General features: G+C 54.5%; 17 protein-coding genes and 1 tRNA gene. 11 read left to right on the top strand and 7 right to left on the bottom strand.

The window, feature by feature from the left end; all coding sequences use genetic code 11:
• Nucleotides 1-453 precede the first annotated feature (453 nt).
• The 6 genes from H924_RS04045 to H924_RS04070 all read left to right on the top strand — a co-directional run bounded on the left by H924_RS04045 (nucleotide 454) and on the right by H924_RS04070 (nucleotide 6,493).
• The gene (locus tag H924_RS04045; protein ID WP_029703877.1) at nucleotides 454-1,770 is read left to right on the top strand and encodes a citrate synthase; all 1,317 of its coding nucleotides are present in this window, start codon (nucleotides 454-456) and stop codon (nucleotides 1,768-1,770) included.
• Nucleotides 1,771-1,904: 134 nt separating this feature from the next.
• The gene (gene fkpA / locus H924_RS04050) at nucleotides 1,905-2,261 is read left to right on the top strand and encodes an FKBP-type peptidyl-prolyl cis-trans isomerase FkpA (protein ID WP_015650683.1); all 357 of its coding nucleotides are present in this window, start codon (nucleotides 1,905-1,907) and stop codon (nucleotides 2,259-2,261) included.
• Nucleotides 2,262-2,354: 93 nt separating this feature from the next.
• Complete coding sequence (locus tag H924_RS04055) at nucleotides 2,355-3,224, top strand: aldo/keto reductase (protein ID WP_015650684.1); 870 nt, start codon at nucleotides 2,355-2,357, stop codon at nucleotides 3,222-3,224.
• A gap of 387 nt (nucleotides 3,225-3,611) precedes the next feature.
• A complete protein-coding gene (locus H924_RS04060; RefSeq protein WP_015650685.1) occupies nucleotides 3,612-3,953 on the top strand; it encodes a DUF485 domain-containing protein in 342 nt (113 codons plus the stop codon).
• Between the two features lie 6 nt (nucleotides 3,954-3,959).
• Nucleotides 3,960-5,609: a solute symporter family protein gene (locus H924_RS04065; RefSeq protein ID WP_015650686.1), complete on the top strand. Its 1,650-nt coding sequence runs from the start codon at nucleotides 3,960-3,962 to the stop codon at nucleotides 5,607-5,609.
• Between the two features lie 116 nt (nucleotides 5,610-5,725).
• Complete coding sequence (locus H924_RS04070; protein ID WP_029703878.1) at nucleotides 5,726-6,493, top strand: serine hydrolase; 768 nt, start codon at nucleotides 5,726-5,728, stop codon at nucleotides 6,491-6,493.
• On the opposite strand, the gene H924_RS04075 is transcribed toward H924_RS04070, so the two are convergent.
• Nucleotides 6,494-7,327, bottom strand: a complete 834-nt coding sequence (locus tag H924_RS04075) for a DUF1906 domain-containing protein (RefSeq protein ID WP_015650688.1) — start codon at nucleotides 7,325-7,327, stop codon at nucleotides 6,494-6,496. It abuts the gene before it with no gap.
• A gap of 273 nt (nucleotides 7,328-7,600) precedes the next feature.
• Here H924_RS04075 and H924_RS04080 point away from each other — a divergent pair, with 273 nt between their 5' ends.
• The gene (locus H924_RS04080; protein ID WP_015650689.1) at nucleotides 7,601-16,501 is read left to right on the top strand and encodes a type I polyketide synthase; all 8,901 of its coding nucleotides are present in this window, start codon (nucleotides 7,601-7,603) and stop codon (nucleotides 16,499-16,501) included.
• A gap of 128 nt (nucleotides 16,502-16,629) precedes the next feature.
• Here H924_RS04080 and H924_RS04085 read toward each other — a convergent pair.
• Nucleotides 16,630-16,702 (bottom strand) — tRNA-Arg (locus tag H924_RS04085).
• Between the two features lie 114 nt (nucleotides 16,703-16,816).
• On the opposite strand from H924_RS04085, the gene H924_RS04090 reads away from it, so the two are divergent.
• On the top strand, nucleotides 16,817-17,083 hold the full coding sequence (locus H924_RS04090; protein ID WP_131385893.1) for a hypothetical protein: 267 nt from the start codon (nucleotides 16,817-16,819) through the stop codon (nucleotides 17,081-17,083).
• On the opposite strand, the gene H924_RS04095 is transcribed toward H924_RS04090, so the two are convergent.
• From H924_RS04095 to H924_RS04110, 4 genes are read right to left on the bottom strand one after another with little or no spacing between them, the layout of a single operon-like run.
• Nucleotides 17,080-17,319: a mycoredoxin gene (locus H924_RS04095; RefSeq protein WP_015650691.1), complete on the bottom strand. Its 240-nt coding sequence runs from the start codon at nucleotides 17,317-17,319 to the stop codon at nucleotides 17,080-17,082. The two genes, H924_RS04090 and H924_RS04095, sit on opposite strands and share 4 nt — an antisense overlap.
• Nucleotides 17,320-17,323: 4 nt before the next feature.
• Nucleotides 17,324-17,782 (bottom strand): dihydrofolate reductase, encoded by a 459-nt coding sequence (locus H924_RS04100; protein WP_015650692.1) that lies wholly within the window; start codon nucleotides 17,780-17,782, stop codon nucleotides 17,324-17,326.
• Nucleotides 17,779-18,579, bottom strand: coding sequence for a thymidylate synthase (locus H924_RS04105; RefSeq protein ID WP_015650693.1), 801 nt, complete (start codon nucleotides 18,577-18,579; stop codon nucleotides 17,779-17,781). The genes H924_RS04100 and H924_RS04105 overlap by 4 nt, the downstream gene beginning before the upstream one ends.
• A 41-nt stretch (nucleotides 18,580-18,620) precedes the next feature.
• Nucleotides 18,621-19,379, bottom strand: a complete 759-nt coding sequence (locus H924_RS04110; protein WP_015650694.1) for a 3'(2'),5'-bisphosphate nucleotidase CysQ — start codon at nucleotides 19,377-19,379, stop codon at nucleotides 18,621-18,623.
• A gap of 34 nt (nucleotides 19,380-19,413) precedes the next feature.
• Here H924_RS04110 and H924_RS04115 point away from each other — a divergent pair, with 34 nt between their 5' ends.
• From H924_RS04115 to H924_RS04125, 3 genes are read left to right on the top strand one after another with little or no spacing between them, the layout of a single operon-like run.
• Nucleotides 19,414-23,958, top strand: a complete 4,545-nt coding sequence (locus tag H924_RS04115; protein ID WP_015650695.1) for an ATP-dependent helicase — start codon at nucleotides 19,414-19,416, stop codon at nucleotides 23,956-23,958.
• A 9-nt stretch (nucleotides 23,959-23,967) separates the two neighbouring features.
• Nucleotides 23,968-24,741: a DNA-formamidopyrimidine glycosylase family protein gene (locus H924_RS04120; protein WP_015650696.1), complete on the top strand. Its 774-nt coding sequence runs from the start codon at nucleotides 23,968-23,970 to the stop codon at nucleotides 24,739-24,741.
• On the top strand, nucleotides 24,738-25,118 hold the full coding sequence (locus H924_RS04125) for a YccF domain-containing protein (RefSeq protein WP_015650697.1): 381 nt from the start codon (nucleotides 24,738-24,740) through the stop codon (nucleotides 25,116-25,118). Before H924_RS04120 ends, H924_RS04125 begins: the two co-directional genes overlap by 4 nt.
• On the opposite strand, the gene H924_RS04130 is transcribed toward H924_RS04125, so the two are convergent.
• On the bottom strand, nucleotides 25,096-25,713 hold the full coding sequence (locus H924_RS04130) for a DedA family protein (RefSeq protein WP_015650698.1): 618 nt from the start codon (nucleotides 25,711-25,713) through the stop codon (nucleotides 25,096-25,098). The genes H924_RS04125 and H924_RS04130 overlap by 23 nt on opposite strands.
• Between the last annotated feature and the right edge of the window lie 131 nt (nucleotides 25,714-25,844).

Genomic DNA, 25,844 nt, shown 5'->3' on the forward strand with positions numbered 1-25,844 from the left:
CCCTGCGGGACAAATGCCAAGGTGTTTACGTGCTAAAAGTCTCAATTATCACTTTGACTGTAGTGCATATCACAAGATTTGCTAAACTGTGCACTGTTCCACTTGATGTGTGCTGTTTGAAACTAATAAACCGGACTGCTTAACTACTTGAAGCTGTAACAACGGGTTAAGCACCTAAAGAACTAAATAGCTGGAAAATGGCACTACCTAAACACTTTCACTTTCCGCGGTATTTCCCTGGAAGGTGGGTTAAAGAAATACATCCGCACAATGCAATAGTGGGGGATGTAGCCGGTATTTGGAAGATGGCTAAACCACACATGTCGGTATAGCGTGTTAACTGAACCGGATTGGGATTTAAGTGTGCCGAGCACTAAACCTGTATGCGATCGGCGCATCCAAGTTGGTTAAATTTAAACGATTTCACTTCCGTAACCCGGAGTGGATCGAACAATGAAGTTTGAAAGGGAAATCGTGGCTACTGATAACAACAAGGCTGTACTTCACTACCCCGGTGGCGAGTTTGAGATGGACATCATCGAGGCTACCGAGGGCAACAATGGTGTTGTCTTGGGCAAGATGCTGTCTGAGACCGGACTAGTTACCTTCGACCCAGGCTATGTCAGCACCGGCTCTACCGAGTCTAAGATCACCTACATCGATGGTGACCAGGGCATCCTGCGCTACCGCGGCTACGACATTGCTGATCTAGCTGAGAACGCAACCTTCAACGAGGTTTCCTACCTTCTCATCAACGGTGAGCTACCAACCGTCGAAGAGCTTCATAAGTTTAACGATGAAATCCGCCACCACACCCTCTTGGATGAGGACTTTAAGTCCCAGTTCAACGTGTTCCCACGCGATGCACACCCAATGGCTACCTTGGCTTCCTCGGTTAACATTCTCTCCACCTACTACCAGGATCAGCTGAACCCACTTGATGAGGCTCAGCTGGACAAGGCTACCGTTCGCTTGATGGCAAAGGTGCCAATGCTGGCAGCTTATGCACACCGCGCACGCAAGGGTGCACCATACATGTACCCAGATAACTCCCTTAACGCACGCGAGAACTTCCTGCGCATGATGTTCGGTTACCCAACCGAGCCTTATGAGATTGACCCAATCATGGTTAAGGCTCTGGATAAGCTGCTTATCCTGCACGCTGACCACGAGCAGAACTGCTCCACCTCTACCGTTCGTATGATCGGTTCCGCACAGGCCAACATGTTTGTTTCCATCGCTGGTGGCATCAACGCACTTTCTGGTCCTTTGCACGGTGGCGCAAACCAGGCTGTTCTGGAGATGTTGGAAGACATCAAGAACAACCACGGTGGCGACGCAACCGAGTTCATGAACAAGGTTAAGAACAAGGAAGACGGCGTCCGCCTCATGGGCTTCGGACACCGCGTCTACAAGAACTACGATCCACGTGCAGCTATCGTTAAGGAGCTTGCACACGAAGTTCTTGAGCACCTCGGTGGCGATGATCTGCTGGATCTGGCTCTGAAGCTGGAAGAGATCGCATTGGCAGATGATTACTTCATCTCCCGCAAGCTCTACCCAAACGTAGACTTCTACACCGGCCTGATCTACCGCGCAATGGGCTTCCCAACCGATTTCTTCACCGTGCTCTTTGCTATCGGTCGTCTCCCAGGCTGGATCGCTCACTACCGCGAGCAGCTCGGCGCACCAGGTGCAAAGATCAACCGCCCACGCCAGATTTACACCGGAAACACCCCACGCAAGGTTGTTCCTCGCGAGGAGCGCTAAGCAAATAGATGAGCCTTCGTGCCCATCTCGACTTCGGCCGGAGCCTATAAATCTGCCATAATGGCAGAGAATGGTTCCGGCCATCGTCATGTCCGGACCTAAACTTAAAGATTTTCAAGGAGCATGTAATTCACATGGAAAAGCCACAGATTGAGCCACAGGTTGGTCCTGCACCAGAGGACCTCGTCATCAAGGACATCATCGTCGGTGAAGGCGCAGACGCACAGCCAGGCGGTGTTGTAGAGGTTCACTACGTCGGCGTTGACTTCGAGACCGGTGAAGAGTTCGATTCATCTTGGGATCGTGGACAAACCGCACAGTTCCCCCTCAACGGCCTCATTGCTGGTTGGCAAGAGGGAATCCCAGGTATGAAGGTTGGCGGTCGCCGTCAGCTGACCATCCCACCAGAGGCTGCATATGGCCCTGAGGGATCCGGCCACCCACTTTCTGGCCGCACCTTGGTCTTTATCATTGACCTCATCAGCGCCTAGTTTTTCTTTTGTATCGATGCCCTTCATGGAATTTTTCACGGAGGGCATCGTTTTTTAAATTTTTTCGTCGAAAAGCGCCTTAATTGGTGTTGAATGGGCGCTATGAGCACATATGAACACAGCACCCCGGCCCGCAAACTAATAGATGGATCCGAGATTCCTCAGCTCGGGCTCGGCACCTGGAAGTTGACTGGGGATGAGGCCTATCGCGTGGTTCGTGAGGCCATTGAAATTGGGTATCGGCATATTGACACCGCGACGCTCTATGACAATGAAGAGGTTGTGGGAAAAGCTATAAACGATGCGATCAATGCCGGAGACATCAGCCGTGATGACCTCTTTGTGACTTCCAAGGTATGGAATAACGAACAGGGTAGGGAAAAGGTAAATAAGGCCTTTCAGCGCTCTTTAGAGGCACTGGGGCTGGACTATTTGGACTTGTACCTCATCCACTGGCCTTGCGCGAACCAGGGGCTATATAAAGAAACTTTTGAGGCGATGGCCAAAATTCAGGGACTTGGCCATGTGCAATCTATTGGTGTCGCCAATTTTTATCCTGAAGTTTTGCAGGATTTGGTCAGTGGCACCGGCATTACTCCAGCAGTAAACCAGGTGGAATTGCATCCTGGTTTTAGCCAGGCATCCTTGCGTGCACTTCATGATGAAATGGGAATTATCACTGAAGCGTGGGCGCCTTTGGGGAGGGGAGAGCTGCTGAAACACCCGCAGATAGTGAGCATTGCGCAGGCGCATGAAGTGCCGGCGTCCGTAGTAATTTTGCGCTGGTTGGTACAGCTGGGTTGTGTGGCAATTCCCAAATCTGCCAATAAAGATCGTTTGGCTATGAATCTTCATATCCAAGATTTGACGCTTTCGGCAGCGGAAGTTTCTGCTTTGGAAGCTATTGATCAGGAGCCGGGTATGGGCCGGAAATATGGCGATCCCGAGGTTTTTGGAAACTAAAGTGAAGCAATAGTAGCCAAAATGTGTAGAAAGTGACGGGCTGTGAAGCCCGTTAACTATTACAAGGTATCGTTAACAAAGTTTGCAAATGGCCCAGTGGGAGCCATTTAGGGGGTAGATCGGGAACTTTTATAAATGCAGGTCTTTGCATGTTTCTGGGGGATTCGGGTGTAAATGGGGGATAAGAGTTTTCTCAATCGCTATCGCATTGCAATGTGAGTTAGGTAACTTCACATTCACACGTTTAGCTGTGATCGACAACATACTTGGCGTTCGGCGGCCAGATGTGATGAAGAACTTTTTGTAGCTAGAAAAGTCACAAATATTTTTCCAGCAACAGCTCACTACATCCCCGCTCGAGGGATATGAAAGCGAGATGAAATTCCAATGAGCTCAAGTCCGACCGTTCCGGGGCGTCGCCAGCCGACTCCCCAAGAATTCCGAGAGATGCAAGATAGCGCTCAGTTTGGCGAGTTGCGTAGCAAGTTCCGCAACTTTGCATTCCCCATGAGCGTTGCCTTCTTCGTGTGGTACATCCTCTACGTCCTCTTGGCAACCTTTGCCTCTGACTGGATGGGTACCCCAGTTATTGGCTCGATCAATATCGGAGTTATCTTCGGACTCGCACAGTTTGTCACGACCTTTGCGATCACTTATATCTACATCATTTATGCCAACAAGAACCTCGAGCCGCTTCAAACTGCGATTCGTCAAAAGATGGAGGGCTAAGCGATTATGAATTCCACTATCGTTCTTGCACAAGAAGACACCGGAAACCCAATCCTCAACATTTCCGTCTTCGTTATCTTCATTGTCATCACCATGACAATCGTTATGCGTGCCGGCAAGACCACCAAGGAAGCTTCTGACTTCTACACCGGTGGTGCATCCTTCTCCGGAACCCAAAACGGTCTGGCTATCGCAGGTGACTACCTCTCTGCGGCATCCTTCCTCGGCATCGTCGGTGCTATTGCACTGACTGGTTATGACGGATTCCTTTACTCCATTGGCTTCTTCGTGGCTTGGCTCGTAGCGCTGCTGTTGGTGGCTGAGCCACTGCGTAACGTGGGTCGCTTCACCATGGCTGACGTTTTGTCTTTCCGCCTCAAGCAGAAGCCAGTTCGTGTGGCAGCTGCCTTTGGTACCCTCTTCGTTTCCCTCTTCTACCTCATCGCTCAGATGGCCGGCGCGGGTTCCCTGGTGTCCGTGCTTCTTAACATCCATGAATTCAAGTGGCAGGCACTGGTTGTTGGTGTCGTCGGCATCGTCATGATCGCCTACGTTCTCCTCGGCGGCATGAAGGGCACCACCTACGTGCAGATGATCAAGGCTTGTTTGTTGGTTGGTGGCGTGTTGATCATGACCGTCTGGACCTTCGTTGCTGTTAAGGGTGGCATCACCACCCTGCTTGATGCAGCAGTTGCTCGTCACGCAGAATCTGAATACGCAGCAAAGCTGGGCTATGAAGCATCCGCTATCTTGGAGCCAGGCCTGAAGTACGGCGCTGACCTTACTCACCAGCTGGACTTCATCTCCTTGGGTATTGCTCTGGTTCTTGGTACCGCAGGTTTGCCACACGTTTTGATGCGCTTCTACACCGTGCCAACCGCACGTGAAGCACGTAAGTCTGTTACCTGGGCCATTATCCTCATCGGTTCCTTCTACTTGATGACCTTGATCCTTGGTTATGGTGCAGCTGCACTTGTTGGGCCAGACCGTATTACTAAGGCACCAGGTGCTGCAAACGCTGCAGCTCCATTGCTGGCACTTGAGCTCGGTGGCTCCATCTTCATGGCGCTGATTTCTGCAGTTGCTTTTGCAACAGTGCTTGCTGTGGTTGCAGGTCTTGCCATCACCGCTTCTGCGGCCGTTGGCCACGACATTTACGACGCAGTGCTTCGCGACGGAAACTCCAGTGAAGCTGAGCAGGTTCGAGTTTCTCGTATTACCATCGTGGTAATCGGTATTCTCTCAATCGTCCTCGGTATCTTGGCAATGAAGCAGAACGTTGCATTCTTGGTTGCACTTGCTTTCGCAATCGCAGCTTCTGCAAACTTGCCAACCATCCTGTACTCCCTGTACTGGAAGAAGTTCAACACCACCGGCGCAGTAGCCGCAATTTACACCGGCTTGATCACCGCACTGGTTCTGATTTTCTTCTCCCCAGCAGTTTCTGGCACCGCAACCTCCATGTTCCCTTCTGAGGGTGGCGGATGGGCATTCTTCCCACTGACCAACCCAGGTATCATCTCCATCCCAGCTGCGTTCATCGCAGGTTGGATTGGCACCCTGGTTGGTAAGCCGGACAACATGGAAGACCTGCAGGCTGAGATGGAAGTTCGTTCCCTCACCGGCGTTGGCGTTGAAGCAGCTGTTGATCACTAATTAACACTGTTATCCCATAAAAGAACCGTCCCTATTCCTCGGAGTAGGGACGGTTCTTTTATGCAGTAGTATTAGCTGACGTGTCAAGAACTCCCACTGTCCACCGCGGGTGGCAGATATCTACTTTGGTTCTCGCAGCGGTGGTTGTCGGAGGATCAATTGTTGCTTTTAATGGCAAAGATGCAGAAGAAGTGCCTGCTGTAGTAGCTACCTCTACTACTGCGAGTCGTACAACTTCGGCCACTGTTGCCCCTGCTGAAGATAGTGTTTATAGCAGCTTTATTGAAAACGCTACGGGCTCACAGGTGACTTATCTGAGCTTGGACGATGATTTCCATACGGGCACTTCCACAGAGCGTTTTGCGCGCCCAGCGCTTAGTTTGAGCAAGCTTTACATTGCAGATTATGTACTTGATCATGGCTCAGCAGCCGAGCAATCACTGGCAACGGAAATGATTAGTACTTCCTCCAATGCGGCAGCGCAGCTGCTTTATGAAAAGTATCCAGAATCAATAGATGGCACCGCAGATAAATATGGGCTGTTATCCACCAGGGGAGCAGAGCGCTGGGGTTATGCCATGACCTCTACATATGACTTGGCAAAGTTCTTGGCTGAGTTAATTAAAAAAGACAAAAACTCCAAGATTTTGCAGGCTATGAAAAATTCTACCGACGTGGCAGCTGATGGCTATCCCCAAGACTGGGGAACTGCGGTGTTACCTGGCGTGGAAGGCTCTAAATGGGGATGGTCTGATGATTATCAGCTGCATTCATCCATAAGTTTTGGAGAAGACTTCGTTGTTGCAGCAGCAGTGACTGGAACAAAAGATGACCTCACCGAATTGGTGCAAAATCAATTGGGCGAGGTCACCGCAAAGAAATAACTAGCTAGAAAGAGTTCCCAGAATCTTTAGCAGTTGATTAAAGGTCTCCGCGTTAGCAACCGGAGCAGTACTAGGTGTTGTGGTTGGGGCGGTCGTGACAGGTATGCCTGGAGTCCACTGTCCCCAGTCGCTGGCATAAACATTGTTCATATCAATGCCAACACCGTCGAGCGTGTCTTTATCAATGCGGATCTGGTGGATGGTGGTGCGGGGATGGATCTGTCCATTGGAGCCCCAGTTGTGCATCCAGAAGTATTCTCCGAGGCCATCGGCAATGGCCCAGTCAATGACGTTGTAGTTGCCGTAGATACCCAGCTGGTATCCGGCAGCTGAAAGCGCAGCCTTAAATGCCTGTAGATAAGGGCGGATCAAGCTGGTGTATTGCGCATTGGTGGGGTTGTCGTCGATAGCTACATAGATTGGGCGGTTGGTGGGGCCGCCTGCTGCTGCGTGGAGTGCAATTGCCTGTGGGGCATGGGTGACCGCGCCAGCAGCACCCTGCTTCCAGTCGGCGGTATCACCCTTGCCGAACTGATATACCGAAGCAGTCTTTAGCCCGAGGCGAGCAAATTCCTGGGTTTGGGCCAAGGTAACAGGCTTGCCGATCATCCAGGATTCGGTACCCGGGCGACGCTGCGAAACATAACGCACAGCTCCGAGGTGACCTGCATTTTTGATAGAGGTTGCGCTCGGCACACCAGCTGCGTAGTCGATGACAGTGCCCAAAATAGGGCCGAGTGCACGAGCTTGGGGAACAAAAAGTCCGGCCACGCCGATGGTTGCCACGCCCGCTGCGCCCTTAAGGAATGTTCTGCGGTTGAATTGTGCGTCCATGTATCTCCCAAAAATCTCTTGAATCCCACCTATAACAGTGGTTAACAATAACAACAGGGGCACTAAAGGGCTAGGGGGAAGCTGAAAACTCCTAAATGGCCGTAATCAGATTGTGATCTTACTCACGATAGAACTCCCTTTCCTGGGGAAACTGGAAACTGCCAGAAAAACATGAGGGTTTAGTCATCTATTTCAGTTACGCTCACGTAACCTACGCATACGTAAGTGGTCATGGGAGTTCTGTGCCCATCCAAGACTTAGGAGCTTTAATTCGTGAGTATTTCTTCACTGACGCCGCTGCATTCTTTCAAAGAACCAGCAATTCTCTACGCCGGTCAGGCTTCTGCCTGGCAGCAGGTGATCGCTGATGCCAGCGACGACCACATCGCCGCCAACCACCTGCGCGAGCTGCTGTCTCGTTCACGTGCAAAAACTGCCCCTTATGCCCGTCAAATCGCCTCCACCGTCCCAGGCTCCCTGGCACGCTTGGAAGCACTGACCCGCGAAGATGCGGAAATCGGTTCCGATATTGATCCACAGCCTGCAGTGTCCATTCCTGGAATCCTACTCGGTCAGATTGCTGCCACCCGCCAGTTGCGCGATTTGGGATTAGACGTAGAAAAGGCAACTCGTCTCGGCCACTCCCAGGGAATCTTGGGTGTTGCAGCTGTAGATAATGAAGAAGATGTGCTCGCCTTCGCTATCTTGCTTGGCACCGCAGCTTCCCAGTTCGCCGGCAAGGGCGCGCATATGCTCTCCGTGCGTGGCCTTAACCGCGAAGTGGTCGAAGCAACTATTGCAGAGGTTGATGGGGTTGAAGTATCCCTGCGTAATGCCCGCACCCACTTTGTAGTTTCCGGCAAGCCAGAAGCTCTGAAGAAGGCAGCTGCTGCACTGCAGCGTGCCGCTGATGCCTACAACGAAGACATCAATGAAAAGCGCAAGGGTGGATCCCTCGCCGAGCCTAAGTTTGACTACCTCGATGTAGCCATCCCATTCCACCATTCCTCCATGCAGGAAGCTGCCGACCTAGCAGTTAAGTGGTCTGCAGCCTGTGGACTTAACGTTGATGCACGTACCTTGGCTGAAGCAATTCTGGTTAAGCCCAGCGATTGGGTAGAGCAGATCGCAAACCTCAAGGCAGATTATGTACTCTCCCTTGACGCAGGCGTCACCCGCTTCACCGCACCTTTGCTTGATGGCACCGGCATCACCCTTATCCCAGCATTCTCTGCAGCAGAGCGCGATAACCTGGCTCGCCCAGGTTTCCAGATCCCAACTGCTGAAGACTGGTCTGAGTTCGCACCAAAGCTAGTCAAGCTGCCTAATGGTGATCTGAAGGTCATCACGGGTTTCTCCACCTTGACTGGTTATTCCCCAATCTTGCTGGCTGGTATGACCCCAACCACTGTTGACCCAGCGATCGTTGCAGCTGCTGCAAACGCTGGCCACTGGGCTGAAATGGCCGGCGGCGGACAGTACTCCGAAGAGGTCTTCACCGGCAACAAGGAAAAGCTTGTTTCCTTGCTTAACGTTGGACGTTCCGCACAGTTCAACTCCATGTTCTTTGACCGCTACATGTGGAACCTGCAGTTCGGTGCGCAGCGCATTGTTTCCAAGGCCCGCGCTACCGGTACCTCCATCAACGGTGTGGTAGTTTCCGCTGGTATTCCTGAGGTTGAGGAAGCAACCGAGCTGATCAAGGACCTCAACGCAGATGGCTTCCCATATGTTGCCTTCAAGCCAGGTACCGTTGATCAGATTCGTGCAGCCCTCAAGATTGCGGCTGCTAACCCTGATACTAAGATCATCGTGCAGATCGAAGATGGCCACGCAGGTGGACACCACTCTTGGGTTAACCTCGATGACCTTCTGCTCACCACCTATGCAGAGCTGCGCGCTCACAAGAATGTGGTCGTCGTAATCGGTGGCGGTATTGGTACCCCTGAAAAGGCTGCTTATTACCTCACCGGTGAATGGTCCAAGGACCTTGGCTATCCTAAGATGCCAGTCGACGGCATCCTCGTTGGTACCGCTGCAATGGCAACCAAGGAAGCAACCACTTCTCCTCAGGTTAAGCAAGCGCTTGTTGACACCCCCGGTGTTGATCCACAAGACGCTGGCGGCTGGGTTGGCCGTGGCCAGGCACGCGGTGGCGTGACCTCAGGTCTTTCTCACCTGCACGCTGATATGTACGAGTTGGACAATGACTCTGCAGCAGCATCTCGCCTGATCTCCTCCATTGATTCTGATGATTATGCAGATCACCGCGAAGAGCTGATCGCAGCCATCAACAAGACCTCCAAGCCTTTCTACGGCGAGGTCGAGGAAATGACCTACGCACAGTGGATCGAGCGCTGGGTTGAGCTTGCTTACCCAACTCAGGATCCAACCTGGGATGACCGCTTCTTTGATTTGGTTCACCGCATCGAAGCTCGCCTCAACGATGCTGAACAGGGTGCAATCACCACACTATTCCCAGATCTCGAGTCTGTTGCAGACGAGCAGGCAGCCGTCGAAAAGCTTCTTGCTGCCTACCCGAATGCCCGCGAGATTAAGGTCTCCGCGCGCGACGCCGCGTGGTTTATTGGTCTGTGCCGCAAGCACCACAAGCCAATGCCTTGGGTTCCTGCTATCGACGCCGACCTCGCACGTTGGTGGGGTCTGGATACCCTGTGGCAGTCCCAGAATGAGCGCTACGGCGCTAACCAAGTCCGCGTCATCCCAGGTCCAGTATCTGTGGCCGGCATTGACCGCGTTGATGAGCCTGTTGCAGAGCTCCTTGGTCGTTTTGAAGCTGCCTGCGTGGAAGCTCTCGACGAAGAACCAACCGAGATCTACTCCCGTCTCAACGCTGCCAAGGATGAGCGTGAATTCCTGCTCGCCACCCCACACATCGTGTGGCACGGCAACCTTATCGACAACCCAGCGCACGTCCTCAAGGAAGGCGCCTTTGAGCTCATTGAAGAGGACGGCTACTGGATCATCCGCATCCTTGCTGACTCCTACTTTGATGATCTGCCACTAGAGCAGCGTCCATACCTGGTCAAGCACGTTGACATCCCAGTTGAACTTGGCGATGCAGTGGCAACCGGTGGATCCCCAGTAGTCTCCCGCGAGAAGCTGCCTAAGTCTGTATTCGAGCTGCTTGCTGGCGTTGCCGGCGTTGGTTCTGTCTCCGCTGCTGGTGATGAAATCAAGGCTCTGCCAGTTGCTGAAGAAGATGGATCCCCATTCGGCGTGGTCCGTGATTCCTTCACCTTCCCAGCATCCTTGCTTGCAGCACACACCGCCGTGACCGGCGCTGCGCTGGAAGAGCACAACACCGGCACCCCTGACGTGCTCATGGGCGCTTGTTGGCCAGCCATTTACGCCGCACTGGGCACCGGTAAGCTTTCCGACGGCTACCCAGTCATCGAGGGTCTGCTCAACGCAGTGCACCTTGATCACCTGCTTGATCTGCACATCCCACTCGAGGAGCTGGCTGATGGCCGCACCATCGACGTAGAGGCACGCACCGACTCCATCGAGGAATCCTCCTCCGGACGTATCGTTACCGTGCGCATCACCTTGACCACCGAGGGCGAAGTTGCAGCCAAGCTGGTTACCCGCTTTGCAATCCGTGGCCGTATCACCACCACCGAGATGGCATCCCAGGCTGATGCTTATGGTGCTCGTGCTGAGGTTGTGGAGCCAACTCCACGTTCCTTCGTTCGCCAGGCAACCGTCTCTGCACCTGCAGATATGACTCCTTTTGCCATGGTTTCCGGCGACTACAACCCAATCCACACCTCTGACAACGCTGCCAAGCTAGTTGGTTTGGATGCTGCTCTCGTGCACGGCATGTGGCTCTCTGCTACCGCCCAGCACCTTGCAGGTCTTGGTTCCGAGGTCATCGGCTGGACCTACTCCATGTACGGCATGGTGCAGCTCAACGACGTTGTTGATATCACCGTCGAGCGCGTCGGCCGCGCAGGCCTGAAGCCTGCTTATGAGGTCACCTGCCGCATTGATGGCAATGTGGTTTCCCGTGGTCAGGCATTGCTCCGTGAGCCAGCTACTGCTTATGTTTACCCAGGTCAGGGTATTCAGGCTAAGGGCATGGGTCAGGGCGATCGCACCGCTAGCCCAGAGGCTCGCGCTATCTGGGAGCGTGCCGATGCACACACCCGCGCTAACCTCGGATTCTCCATCCAGCAGGTTATTGATGAAAACCCAACTGAGCTGAAGGTCGGCGATACCACCTTCGTACACCCAGCTGGCGTTCTTAACCTCACCCAGTTCACCCAGGTTGCACTGGCAGTAGTTGCCTACGCTCAGACTGCACGCCTGCAGGCTGCCAATGCAATTGTGGAGGGTTCCCTCTACGCAGGTCACTCCCTCGGCGAGTACACCGCACTGGCTTCCCTGGGCAATATCTTCGAACTCGAAGGTGTTATTGACGTGGTGTTCTCCCGCGGCTCCGCAATGCACTCCTTGGTGCCTCGCGATGCACAGGGACGTTCTAACTACGGTCTGGCTGCATTCCGTCCGAACATGATCAATGTTCCAGCCACCGAGGTTGAGAACTGGGTTAACCGCATTGCTGAAGAGTCCGGAGAATTCCTCCAGATCGTCAACTACAACGTTGATGGCCAGCAGTACGCAGTAGCTGGCACCTTGGCTGGACTGAAGGCCCTGAAGGCATCTGCTTCCGCCAACCCACGTGCTTATGTCAACATCCCAGGCATCGACGTTCCATTCCACTCCAGCGTGCTGCGCCCAGGCGTTCCTGCCTTTGCCCAGAAGCTTGATGAATTGCTGCCTGAGACCATCGACATCGAAGCTCTCCGCGGCCGTTATATTCCAAACCTGGTAGCTCGCCCATTTGAGCTCACCCAGGACTTTGTCGACGCCATCCTGGCAGTGGTTCCTTCCGAGCGCCTCAAGGGCCTCAAGGTTGCAGACACCGACGAGAACACCCTGGCTCGCTTGCTGCTCATCGAGCTGCTTTCCTGGCAGTTCGCCTCCCCAGTGCGTTGGATCGAGACCCAGGCCCTGATCATCGACAAGGTCGAGCAGATCATCGAGGTCGGCTTGGCAGCCTCCCCAACCCTGACCAACCTGGCGCTACGCACCATGGACGTCATCGGCGAATCCCGCCCCGTCTATAACGTAGAGCGCGACCAAGACATCGTGATGCTTAACGACGTCCGCCAGGCCCCAGTCGCAGAGGTTGAAGAGGAAGAAACTGTAGCAGCACCGGAAGCACAAGCCGCTCCAGCAGCACCAGTAGCTGCCGCAGCTCCTGCCGCCGCACCAGTTGCCGTGGGCAATGCGCCAGAACTGAAGTTCAACGCTGCCGACGCCATCATGGTGCTCTTCGCAGTACAGAACAAGATCAAGATTGATCAGATCACTGCTGCAGATACCTCTGAGACTCTGACCAACGGTGTTTCTTCTCGCCGTAACCAGATGCTCATGGACATGTCCACCGAGCTTTCCGTACCAACCATCGATGGTGCTGCGGATGCCGATGTAGCAACCCTTAAGGGCCGTGTGGTTACCGCCGCGCCGGGCTACAAGCCTTTTGGACCAGTTCTTTCCGAGACTGTCCGTGCACGTCTGCGTACCCTCACCGGCGCAGCAGGTCTTAAGACCTCCTACGTTGCAGATCGCGTAACCGGTACCTGGGGTCTCCCAGAAAGCTGGGTTGCACACGTAGAAGCAGAATTGCTGCTGGGTACCCGTGAAGGCGAATCTGTCCGTGGCGGAAACCTGGGCACCTTGCCTGCAACTGCTTCCAATAAGGCTGATGTTGATGCCCTCATTGACGGTGCAGTACAAAACGTTGCTGCCGCCAATGGCGCCAATGTCTCCTTGTCCTCCGGCGGCGCAGCTGCTGGCGGTGGGGTAGTAGACTCCGCAGCTTTGGATGCTTATGCTTCCACCGTCACCGGTGAAGAAGGCGTGCTGGCAAATGTTGCACGCGGTATCCTCAGCCAGCTTGGCCTTGATAACAAGGAGCAGGTTGAAGGTGCAGAGATCGACACCGAGCTTTATGACGCCGTTGAGGCTGAATTGGGCACCGGTTGGTTGAAGCTGGTTACCCCAGTATTCTCCGCTGATCGCGCCATCCTCTTTGACGACCGTTGGGCTTCTGCTCGTGAAGATCTCGCTCGCTTGGCCAATGGTGCCGAGATTGCAGTTGAGCGCTTTATTGGCACCGGGGCAACCGTCGCAAAGCAGGCAAGCTGGTGGGCTGACCACGTGGAAGACACCGCTCTCGCCGCCACCCTGACCGAGGTTGCCAAGCTGGCTGCACAGCCAGCCGAGGAGCCACATGCTGAGGACGTTGCGCTGGTTACCGGCGCCGCTCCAGAGTCCATTGCTGGTGCAGTAGCTGCACGTTTGCTCTCTGAGGGCGCAACCGTCATCATGACTGCCTCCAATGTTTCCCAGGCTCGCAAGGAATATGCCCGCAAGCTCTACGCAAACAACGCTTCACCAAATGCGAAGCTGTGGATTGTTCCTGCGAACATGTCCTCCTACCGCGACGTTGATGCCCTGATCGACTGGATCGGCAATGAGCAGCGCGTCACCGTCGGTGGCTCTGTGACCGTGACCAAGCCTGCGTTGACCCCAACCTTGGCTTATCCTTTCGCAGCTCCATCTGTCTCCGGCTCCTTGGCTGATGCCGGCCCACAGGCTGAGAACCAGGCACGTTTGCTGCTGTGGTCCGTTGAGCGCACCATCGCAGGTCTGGCCAACTTGGCTTCCCGCGGTGTTGACGGTCGCGTCCACGTTGTTCTCCCCGGTTCACCAAACCGTGGCATGTTCGGTGGCGACGGTGCATACGGCGAGGTCAAGGCAGCATTTGATGCCATCTTGGCGAAGTGGGGCTCCGAGACCGGCTGGCCTGAGTTTGTCACCCTGGCACAGGCGCGCATTGGTTGGGTTGCAGGCACTGGCTTGATGGGACGCAATGACGTTCTAATCCCAGCAGCTGAGAAGCTGGGCATCCACGTTTACACCCCTGAAGAGATCTCCACTGAGCTACTGGGTCTGGCATCTGCTGAGTCCCGTGCAAAGGCTCTTGAAGCTCCGATCGATTATGACCTCACCGGTGGACTTTCCGGCGGCGTTTCCATCGCCGAACTGGCTGCATCCCTCGAGGCTGACACTGCTGAAGCAGCAGCTGAAGATGCAGAGACCATCAAGGCACTGCCTTCACCTAAGCACCCAGAGCAAAAGGCTGGCGCACAGGTTGGCGATGTCACCACTGATCTTGACGACATGGTTGTCATGGTTGGTGTCGGCGAAATTTCCTCATGGGGCTCCGGACGTACTCGCTTTGAAGCTGAATACGGTATCCAGCGTGATGGTTCTGTAGAGCTCACCGCCGCTGGCGTGCTGGAACTTGCTTGGATGATGGGTCTGATTTCTTGGAATGAAGATCCAAAGCCAGCTTGGTACGACGCTGATGGCACTGAAGTTCCAGAAGAAGAGGTCTACGAGCGCTTCCGCGATGAGGTTGTCGCCCGCTGTGGTATCCGCGAGCTTGTCAACGATGCATTCTTGGTAGACGGCGGCTCCATGGACGCTGCTGAGATCTTCCTCGATCGCGACATCTCCTTCTCCGTTACCTCTGCTGAAGAAGCTCAGGCATATGTGGATGCTGATGCATCTGCAACTGTTGAAGAGGCTGATGGTGAGTGGATTGTGACCAAGAAGAAGGGTTCCACCTCCTTCGTTCCTCGCAAGGCCACCCTGACCCGCTCCGTTGCAGGCCAGCTGCCAACCGACTTTGATCCAGCTAAGTGGGGCATTCCTGCTTCCATGCTTGATGCGCTAGACAACATCGCAGCATGGAACCTGGTCACCGCCGTGGATGCATTCTTGTCCTCCGGCTTCAGCCCTGCAGAGTTGCTGCAGTCTGTGCACCCAGCTGATGTGTCCTCCACCCAGGGCACCGGTATTGGTGGCATGCAGTCCCTGCGCAAGCTCTTCGTGAACCGCTTCCTAGGTCAGGATCGTCCTTCCGACATCCTGCAGGAGACCTTGCCTAACGTGGTTGCTGCACACACTATGCAGTCCTACGTTGGTGGCTACGGTCAGATGATCCACCCAGTTGCTGCTTGTGCTACCGCTGCAGTTTCTGTGGAAGAGGGCGTTGACAAGATTCGCCTCGGCAAGGCTGACTTTGTAGTTGCCGGTGGTATCGATGACATTCAGGTTGAATCCCTCACCGGCTTCGGCGATATGAATGCAACTGCAGATACCCAGGCAATGCTGGACAAGGGTATTGATCCTCGCTTCATCTCCCGCGGTAATGACCGCCGTCGTGGTGGCTTCCTCGAAGCTGCCGGTGGTGGAACCGTGCTGCTGGCTCGTGCTTCTGTAGCTGCTGATATGGGACTTCCAGTCCTCGCAGTTGTGGCACACGCACAGTCCTACGCCGATGGTGCTCACACCTCCATTCCTGCTCCAGGTTTGGGTGCGCTGGGTGCTGCGCGCGGTGGCGAGAACTCCCGCTTGGCTCGCGAGCTCAAGAAGATGGGTCTAACCCCAGATGACGTGCGCGTGATCTCCAAGCACGACACCTCCACCAACGCCAATGACCCTAACGAGTCTGAGCTGCACACCTTGCTCTGGAAGACCATTGGCCGCGAGGCAGACAACCCAATGTTCATCATCTCCCAGAAGTCCCTCACAGGACACTCAAAGGGTGGCGCTGCACTCTTCCAGATCGGTGGTTTGGTTTCCGTCCTGGAGACCGGCAAGTTGCCACAGAACGCGTCCCTGGACTGCGTTGATCCAGAGATGGCTGAAAAGGGCGAGAACTTCGTCTGGCTGCGCGAACCACTGGATCTCGGTGTTGGCACCATCAAGGCTGCTGCACTGACCTCCCTGGGCTTCGGTCACGTTGCTGCCGTGGTTGTCATGGCAACTGTCGGTGTCTTCGAAGAGGCAATGCGCAATGCGGGCCGCGACGTTGAGGAATGGCGCAAGCGCGCTACCGAGCGTCTGCGCGCAGGTGCGAACCGTCTGGAGGCCGGCATGGTTGGCCGTGCTCCACTGTTCGAGCAGGTTGAAGGACGCCGCCTCCCTGAAAAGGGAGCACACCAGGCTGAGATCAATATGCTTATCGACGCCGACGCTCGCCTCGGTGCTGACGGCACCTACCGGGTATAACGGTTAGATATTAAAAGGGGGCTTCGGCCCCCTTTTTTTAATTGATGTACTTATGCGTGTACCTTGCCTAAAAAATGGCTAATCCCCCTGACCTGCAAGCTGTTAAACTTGCTGGTCAGGGGGGAAAGTGCCCTGGAGAGGAATCGAACCTCCGACACCCGCTTTAGGAGAGCGGTGCTCTATCCACTGAGCTACCAAGGCAATAGCACTAGATTACAACATTGTGATGCCGGAGAAAAAAGAGGGTGCAATTTTACATCCGGCCACAAAACAAAGGGCTAAACTGAAAGTTAATTACTTACTTATCTTTTGGGAGTGGCCATGTCGAAGCCTTCTTTTCATGATGTTCAACGCCGAGCTATCGTGGTCCACCAAATCACCAAGGATAATATTCCAGTCTTGGCTGTTGATGAAGTAGACGATGCCGGTAGCCGACGCATCATGCTCCTGAACAAATACGATGCCAAGCAGCTCAGCGCTGCTTGTGATCGTTATTTGCAGCAGGTGTACTCGGCAAGTTTTGCTGGGGTGAATACCGATCTTTCACCAGAGGATATGGCCGATCTTTTTGGCGATGACTAAGCCAGCGCCTCAAGCTTGGCAATAACCTCAGCAGCTGGAGGATTAGTAGCGTGGGTGCCATCTGAAAACAGCACGGTAGGAACCACACGGTTGCCATTGTTGACGGATTTCACCCATTCGCCAGCCTCTTCGTCTTGATCGACGTCGATGAGATCAAATTCCTGGCCTTCAAGTCCGCGCAGCAGTGCTTTGCAGTAAGGGCACCAGTCGGTGGCGTAGATGGTTACATTGCTCATTTTTTTAGTCCTTAATATAGCGGAGGAATTTGTAGCGGTACTCGCCGGATTCTTGCCATTCGGATTCTTTTTCCAAATGGAAATCCGCGGGGATTTCTGGGGCGTAAACAGCCGTTGGATGCGCTATTTCGACGTCGACAAGCGTTATTTCAAGCACGTCCGCGGCACCGACGGTGGCGCGGTAGACCTCGCCGCCCCCGATAATCCAGCCTTCTTGGGGGATTTCGGTGATTACGGTTGCCCCGGCGGACCACTCGCCGGGATCCCGCGAGGATAGTACGAGGTTCTCGCGGCCGGGCAGTGGTTTAAAGGGGAGCGATTCCCAGGTGCGACGGCCCATAATCACTGGTTGGCCGAGGGTAACGGCTTTGAAGTGTTTGAGGTCTTCAGGGATGTGCCAGGGCATGCCTTGACCGTCGCCGATGACTCCGTTGCGGCTTTGGGCCCAAATCGCCCCGATCATACGGCGACTTTGCCGCGGATCACGGGATGTGGATCATAACCTGCGACGGCGATGTCCTCGAAGGTGTAATCGAAGATGGAATCAGCCTTCTTGAGCTCCAGAGTTGGGTAGGGACGTGCATCCCTAGACAGCTGCTCGGCAACCTGCTCACGGTGGTTGTCATAAATATGGCAATCGCCACCGGTCCAGATGAACTCTCCAACTTCCAGGCCTGCCTGCTGGGCAAACATATGGGTCAAAAGAGAATAGGACGCAATATTAAAAGGCACGCCGAGGAACATGTCAGCTGAGCGCTGATAAAGCTGGCAGGAGAGCTTGCCATCGGCTACATAAAATTGGAAGAGCAGGTGGCAAGGGGGCAATGCCATATTTTCTAGCTCTGAAACATTCCACGCGGAGACAATATTGCGGCGGGAATCAGGGTTGTTCTTCAAAGTTTCCAGGGCGCCCGCGATCTGGTCGATGTGTTGACCATCGGGAGTGGGCCAAGAACGCCACTGCACGCCATAAACGGGGCCGAGTTCGCCGTCTTCGTCAGCCCACTCATTCCAAATGCGGATGTTATTGTCCTGCAGCCACTTCACATTGGAATCGCCACGGAGGAACCACAAAAGCTCGCCCACTACTGAGTGGAAATGCACCTTTTTGGTGGTCAGTAGTGGGAAACCCTCGGCCAGATTAAAACGAATCTGCTGGCCAAAAAGGGAAGTGGTGCCGGTGCCAGTGCGGTCGTCCTTGTGGGAGCCCTCTTCGGTAATTTTGCGGAGGAGATCCTCATAAGGGGTTAGAACAGTCATGGGGCTAATGCTATACCCGGGAACTATTCTTGGCCAACGGCTTAGTAGGAGCCGTTTTCCTCGTAGAAGTCCTTACACATCTTGAGGATATCTTCGGCCAGTTCAGGGCGGCAGATCAAAACATCGGGGAGATAGGTGTCCTTGTTGTTATAGGTCAACTCAGAACCATCGAGCCGCGAGCAGTGCAGACCAGCTGCCTTACACACACCAACAGGCGCAGCAGAATCCCACTCGTATTGGCCACCGGCATGGATATAGGCGTCATAATCGCCCAGCAATACGTGCATGGCCTTAGCTCCAGCAGAACCAAGAGCTTCGGTAACAAAGCCCAATTTATCGGCGCAGTGCAAAGCAACCTTTGGTGGACGGTTATGGGAAATAGCAATCACCTTGGAATAAGGTCCAGTGACAGCACGAGCGTCCGCGGAGTGGAAAACCACACCGAGGTCTGGCAGGCCTACCGCAGCGTGGGTGGGAATGCCGTTTTCTACCAGGGCAATATGTACGGCCCAATCTTGGCGGCCGGTGGCAAATTCTTTGGTGCCATCGAGGGGGTCGATAATCCAAACGCGGTCCTTGGAAAGGCGGTCTAGGTTATCGGCTGCTTCTTCCGAGAGGAAGCCGTCATCGGGGCGGTGCTGCTCCAAAACGCGGGCAATCCAATTCTGGGCCAGGTCGTCGCCGGCATCGCCGAGGTTTCGACCACGTAATACGCCTACGTTGCGTACACCTTTAAGGATTTCACCAGTGCCTTGGGCAAGACGGTGGGTGAGGATTGAATCATCAATCTGAGCAGTCATGTTATTAATTCTAGATGTTTGGTTACATTGAGGCATGGCTAATAGCGTTCTTTCCCGATTCCGTCCCCAAGTAGCAGAGTGGTTTAGGGATGTTTTTGCAGCGCCAACTCCGGTTCAGGAAGGAACCTGGAAGGCGGTTTCAGAGGGAAATAATGCATTAGTGGTAGCACCAACAGGTAGTGGTAAAACCCTCGCTGCTTTTTTGTGGGCACTTAATTCGCTCACCGAACAAACAGGTCAAACGGTTCTAGATACCGGCACGCCAGTTCCAGTCCGCGGTGGCAAGGTGAAAGTTCTTTATATTTCACCGCTTAAAGCACTAGGTGTGGACGTGGAAAATAACCTGCGCGCACCCCTTAATGGTATTGCTCGTACGGCTGCAAAAATGGGCCTTGATGTGCCGAATATCACCGTGGCAGTGCGCTCTGGCGATACCCCGGCAGCGGAGCGTGCACGCCAGGTTCGCAAAGCTCCAGACATCCTCATTACCACTCCCGAATCTGCCTACCTCATGCTCACTTCCAAGGCCGGAGCAATCCTCTCTGAGGTGGATGTTGTCATCATTGATGAGATCCACGCCATGGCTGGCACTAAAAGGGGAGTACACCTCGCACTGACCCTGGAACGCCTGGAAATGCTGACCAAACGCCCGGTGCAAAGGGTAGGTCTTTCAGCTACTGTGCGACCGCTAGAAACCGTAGCTTCTTTCCTCGGGGGCAATCGTCCGGTAACTATTGTGGCGCCACCTGCGGAAAAGAAATGGGAACTTACGGTCACTGTCCCGGTGGAAGATATGTCAGATCTGCCGACTCAGGAGCAGGGCTCGACTATCGGGGAGTACGTCATCGATGATCCTTTGGGACTCACCGGTGAATCTGCCTTGCCTACCCAGAATTCCATTTGGCCGCATATTGAGCAGCAGGTTTATAACCAGGTGATGTCTGCCAAATCCACCATTGTCTTTGTAAATTCCAGACGCTCGGCGGAACGCCTTACTAGTCGCTTAAATGAAATCTGGGCGCTGGAGCATGATCCGGAATCGCTATCACCAGAATTGCGGCGCCCCCCAGCACAGGTCATGGGAAGTGATGTTGCAGGCAAAGCGCCACAGGTGATTGCGCGTGCCCATCATGGGTCAGTGTCCAAGGACGAGCGGGCCCTCACTGAAACGATGCTGAAGGAGGGGCGTTTAAAAGCCGTTATTTCCACCTCCTCCCTCGAGTTGGGTATCGATATGGGTGCGGTGGAGCTTGTCATCCAGGTGGAATCACCGCCGTCCGTGGCAAGTGGTCTGCAGCGCGTGGGGCGCGCGGGGCACTTTGTGGGGGCGACGTCGATAGGCTCCTTTTATCCCAAACACCGCTCAGATTTGGTGCAAACCGCGGTCACTGTGCAGCGCATGAAAGAGGGCCTTATCGAGGAGCTAAAAGTCCCCAAAAATGCCCTTGACGTGCTGGCACAGCAAACTGTCGCGGCCGTGTCCATAGCGGATGTTAATGTCGACGAGTGGTACGAGATTGTGCGGAAATCTTATCCCTATAGGGAGTTGGCCAGGGAGGTTTATGATTCAGTCATTGATTTAGTGAGCGGGGTATATCCCTCCACGGATTTTGCGGAGCTGCGGCCTCGCGTGGTCTTTGACCGTGTCTCCGGAATGCTTGAATCGCGTCCCGGCGCGCAAAGAGTTGCCGTTACCAGTGGTGGCACTATTCCAGACCGTGGCATGTTTGGCGTGTTTTTGGTTGGCGATGGTCCGCGCCGGGTAGGTGAGCTTGATGAAGAGATGGTCTATGAGTCTCGGGTGGGAGATGTATTTACCCTCGGCGCCTCCAGTTGGCGTATTGAGGAGATCACGCGTGATCAGGTGATCGTTACCCCTGCGCCGGGGCACACTGGCCGCCTGCCGTTTTGGACTGGCGATGCCGCCGGGCGGCCTGCGGAGCTCGGCAAAGCCTTGGGAGCTTTTCGACGCACCACCCTCGCTGATCCCGCGTCTTCTGGATTAGAGGGCTGGGCACATGACAATCTCATTGCTTTCCTGCAGGAACAAGAGGAAGCAACGGGAGTGCTCCCTGATGAAAAAACCCTGGTTCTTGAGCGTTTTAGGGATGAACTAGGGGACTGGCGCATTGTTTTGCACACCCCTTATGGACGCGGGGTTAATGCTGCGTGGGCACTTGCCATTGGGGCAAAAATTGCGGAAGCAACGGGAATGGATGCGCAGGCTGTTTCGGGAGATGATGGCATTGTACTGCGGCTTCCAGATGGCGAAGAGCCCAGCGGTGCCTTGTTTATGTTTGATGCGGAAGAAATCGAAAAGATCGTCACTGAGCAGGTGGGAAACTCCGCACTTTTCGCCAGTCGCTTCCGAGAGTGCGCAGCACGTGCTTTGTTGCTGCCGCGTCGTAATCCTGGAAAGCGTGCACCTTTGTGGCAGCAGCGCCAGCGCGCAGCCCAACTACTGGACGTGGCACGGAAATATCCTAGTTTTCCGATCATTTTGGAAACGGTTCGCGAATGTCTCCAAGACGTTTATGATCTGCCGGCCCTGAAGCAATTGATTGAGGATCTGCAGCTGCGCCGGGTGCGAATTGTGGAGGTCACCACCCAGCAGCCCAGCCCCTTTGCTTCTTCTTTGCTCTTTAACTACACCGGTGCCTTTATGTATGAGGGCGATAGTCCGCTGGCGGAAAAGCGCGCAGCAGCCCTTGCTCTCGATCCAACTCTCTTGGCAAAGCTGCTGGGGGAAGTTGAGCTAAGACAACTTCTCGATCCAGATATTATTCAGGAGGTCCACGATCAACTGCGCCGGGTAAGCGACCGAGCTGCGCGAAATAATGAAGAGCTGGCCGATTCTCTCCGTATTCTTGGTCCAATTCCACTGGATGAACTAGGCGAACACATCACCTTTGATGATCCTGACTTAGGTGATCGTGCCATGACGGTGCGAATTAATGGACGCCCGCACTTAGCGCAAGTTCTTGACGCACCACTGCTGAGAGATGCTTTGGGAGTCCCAGTGCCTCCGAGAGTTCCGGCGCAGGTGGAAACCATCACTGATGCCATGGAACAGCTGGTTAACCGGTGGGTAAGAACTCGTGGACCATTTGTGGCACAAGACCTCGCGGATGCCTTTGGGCTAGGAATTGCCCAAGCAATCACCTATTTGCGAGCAGCTCCCGTCACGGAGGGTCATTTCCGGCAAGGGATAGCCGCGCAGGAATATTGCGCCACGGAAGTCTTGGGCATTATCCGCAGGCGCAGCCTTGCCTTGGCGCGGAAACAAACAAGGCCGGTGTCGCAGACGGCTTATGCGCGTTTCTTGTTGGATTGGCAGCAGGTAGCGCCCGTCGGCAAGCGTCCGACGCTGCGCGGGGTTGATGGTACCTATTCGGTTATTGAGCAGCTCGCTGGCGTGCGTTTGCCAGCTAGCGCGTGGGAGGATTTGGTGTTGCCTGCCCGCGTGGATTATTCGCCGGCACATTTGGATGAGCTCACTGCTAATGGGGAAGTCCTGATTGTCGGTGCCGGCCAAGCCGGCAGCCGTGACCCCTGGATCACCTTGTTGCCCGCTGACTTCGCTGAGCAGCTGGTGGGGGCGGCGTCGACAAGCTTGACGCCTTTACAAGAAGCAGTTGTGGAACAGCTTAAACCGGGTGGCGGTTTCCTTTTTAGTGATATTTTGGCGGCGAATTTTGGCTATACCGCGAGCCAACTGCAGGAAGCTATGTGGGGATTGGTGGAAGCTGGCGTTGTCAGCCCCGACAGCTTTGCGCCGATCCGCGCGCGCCTGGCGTCTGGTGGCGCGCATAAGGCCAAGCGGCGTCCCACACGCTCCAGGGTGCGCACCCGCACCACCTTTAACACCGAAGTGCCACCAGATATGCGTGGTCGGTGGGCATTGACCGTGCAACCTGCCGACGCAACCAGCCGCTCGGTGGCGCACGGCGAGGCTTGGTTGGACCGCTACGGCGTGGTGACCCGGGGCAGCGTGGTTGCCGAAGACGTGGTTGGGGGCTTCGCGCTCGCTTATAAGGTGCTGTCGGGGTTTGAGGAAAGCGGCAAAGCCATCCGTGGCTACCTCATTGAAGGTCTGGGCGCCGCGCAATTTTCCACGCCCGCGATCATTGACCGCCTGCGCGGCAACGATGATTCCCCCGACGTTGAGGGGTGGCCCTCCGGCGCCACCGACCCCGAGGTCTACCTCATTGCCGCCGCCGATCCCGCCAACCCCTACGGCGCCGCGCTGCCGTGGCCCGAGTCCGGAAACCGCGCTGCGGGCGCGATGGTAGTGCTTTGCGACGGGATGCTCCTGGCACATATTTCTCGCGGCGGGCGCACACTTAATGTTTTTCACGATGACATTGAGCGCATTGCCCGTGCGCTAGCTACCTATGATCGCCTCACCGTAGAAAAAATCAACGGAGAAAGTGTTTTTGATTCTCCGCTCTTGGCAAAGTTCCGAAGCTTCGGGGCGTCCATCACTCCGAAGGGAATGCGCTTTCGGGAAGTGATCAGTTTTGATGATCAACTACCTGAGCGAGGGGCTCGACCATTTCGTGGAGGCTTCGGACGCTAACCTGTAGATATGCCTGAAGGTGATTCCGTCTTTCAACTTTCCCGCCGTCTGCAATTTATGCGCGGTAGGGAAGTCCTAGAAACCTCGCTGCGCGTGCCTTCGGTGGCATTGCATGATTTCACTGGCAGCACTGTGCACCGGGTGTGGCCATATGGAAAACACCTCTTTATGCAATTTGGCGAGGAAGTTCTGCACACCCACCTTAAGATGGAGGGCTCCTGGGCTGTGCATCGCAAAGGGGATCGCTGGCGCAAACCTGGCCACACCGCTCGAGTTGTTTTAGTGCTTTCTGAAAACATCGAAGTGGTGGGGCATTCCCTGGGGTTTGTGCGAGTGTTCCCGGTCCAGGATTATCCCTCACAAATCGCGAACCTTGGCCCCGACGTTTTGGGCGACTTTGATATGTCGCTGGCCAAAGCAAATATTATGCAGCAACCACTGCGAAGCATCGGGGAAGCTCTGCTGGATCAATCCAATCTGGCGGGGGTAGGAAATGAATACCGCGCGGAGATTTGTTTTTTGTTGGGAGTACATCCGGCCACTCCAGTTGCCTCGGTAGACGTGGATCGAGCGCTGCGGATTACCCGGAAGCTCATGTGGGAAAATAGGAATTCCCCATTGCGAGTAACCACGGGGGTTCGTCGCGCAGGGGAATCATCCTACGTTTTTGGCAGAAATAACAAGCCCTGCCGCAGATGTGGTACTCGAATTGTTAAAGCAGAGCTGGGTGAAAGGATCATCTGGTGGTGTCCGCGCTGCCAACCGCTAGTATCAGATCTGTGAAACTTCTACTAAATCTAATTTGGCTTTTCTTTGGTGGTATTTGGCTTGCCTTGGGCTACATCTTCTTCGGTATCATCGCCTGCTGTTTGATCATCACCATTCCCGCAGGTGTTGCCAGCTTCAGAATGGCCAGCTACGCCTTCTGGCCTTTTGGCCGCACCGTAGTTCGCACCGGTGGCAGCCTATCTACCTTCCACAATGTGATTTGGTTCCTCATCGCCGGGTTCTGGTTGGCGTTGGGGCACCTGGCCACCGCAATTGCCCAGGCAATCACCATCATTGGCATTCCGCTGGCCATTGCGAATCTCAAAATGATTCCGGTTACCTGCTTCCCCTTTGGAAAGCAGATTGTTGCTAGTCCGAACTCGCTTTTTTAGTTGCGTTTCGACGCACCAACTTAAACAAGAAGAACAGCAAAACCAACACAATTACTGCGTAGATGACGGAAGAATAGCTCTCGAACCAACGGGATACTGTTTCCCATTCGGCGCCGAGAGCTACTCCGGCCCAGATTAAGATGGCATTCCAGATGGTGCTGCCCACTGCGGTAAGGACACCAAAAAGCAGGGGATTCATCTTATCGACACCCGCAGGGATAGAAATCAGACTTCTCACGCCTGGGACGAGTCGGCCAAAAAACACCGAATAACGGCCATACTTATCAAACCAAAGCAGGGACTTATCGACGTCGGAGGCATCAACAAGCCACATTTTGTCAGCGATTTCCCGGAGGCGGTTTGCGCCGATAGCGCGGCCTAGGCCATAGAGCAAATAAGCTCCTGCCACGGATCCAATGACAGACCAGATTAGGGCCGCCCACACATTTAGATCACCTTGAGTTGTGGTGAAACCTGCGAGAGGCAACACTACTTCACTGGGAATTGGTGGAAAGACATTTTCCAAAAATACTGCGAATCCCACGCCCGGAGCCCCCAAGGCCTCCATCAGCGAGATAATCCAATTCATGATCATTGTGCGTTCCTCCGATAATTCTTGACGGTTGCAGCCCACGCTGGGATCACGGGGTACATGATTAACAGCTGCCAAACCCACCCGACATGAAACACCCAATGAAGTATTGCAAGAACCGTCAGGAATAAAAC

Origin of the sequence: Corynebacterium callunae DSM 20147 (genome assembly GCF_000344785.1) — a bacterium.
GTDB classification, from domain to species: Bacteria; Actinomycetota; Actinomycetes; order Mycobacteriales; family Mycobacteriaceae; genus Corynebacterium; species Corynebacterium callunae.

Excerpts from the sequence above, each read along its gene's own strand:
- H924_RS04095 (WP_015650691.1), bottom strand. The coding sequence starts at position 17,319 with ATGAGCAATGTAACCATCTACGCCACCGACTGGTGCCCTTACTGCAAA.
- H924_RS04075 (WP_015650688.1), bottom strand. The coding sequence starts at position 7,327 with ATGGACGCACAATTCAACCGCAGAACATTCCTTAAGGGCGCAGCGGGC.
- H924_RS04115 (WP_015650695.1), top strand. The coding sequence starts at position 19,414 with ATGGCTAATAGCGTTCTTTCCCGATTCCGTCCCCAAGTAGCAGAGTGG.
- H924_RS04110 (WP_015650694.1), bottom strand. The coding sequence starts at position 19,379 with ATGACTGCTCAGATTGATGATTCAATCCTCACCCACCGTCTTGCCCAA.
- fkpA (WP_015650683.1), top strand. The coding sequence starts at position 1,905 with ATGGAAAAGCCACAGATTGAGCCACAGGTTGGTCCTGCACCAGAGGAC.
- H924_RS04060 (WP_015650685.1), top strand. The coding sequence starts at position 3,612 with ATGAGCTCAAGTCCGACCGTTCCGGGGCGTCGCCAGCCGACTCCCCAA.
- H924_RS04120 (WP_015650696.1), top strand. The coding sequence starts at position 23,968 with ATGCCTGAAGGTGATTCCGTCTTTCAACTTTCCCGCCGTCTGCAATTT.
- H924_RS04055 (WP_015650684.1), top strand. The coding sequence starts at position 2,355 with ATGGGCGCTATGAGCACATATGAACACAGCACCCCGGCCCGCAAACTA.
- H924_RS04130 (WP_015650698.1), bottom strand. The coding sequence starts at position 25,713 with ATGATCATGAATTGGATTATCTCGCTGATGGAGGCCTTGGGGGCTCCG.
- H924_RS04045 (WP_029703877.1), top strand. The coding sequence starts at position 454 with ATGAAGTTTGAAAGGGAAATCGTGGCTACTGATAACAACAAGGCTGTA.
- H924_RS04105 (WP_015650693.1), bottom strand. The coding sequence starts at position 18,579 with ATGACTGTTCTAACCCCTTATGAGGATCTCCTCCGCAAAATTACCGAA.
- H924_RS04065 (WP_015650686.1), top strand. The coding sequence starts at position 3,960 with ATGAATTCCACTATCGTTCTTGCACAAGAAGACACCGGAAACCCAATC.
- H924_RS04100 (WP_015650692.1), bottom strand. The coding sequence starts at position 17,782 with ATGATCGGGGCGATTTGGGCCCAAAGCCGCAACGGAGTCATCGGCGAC.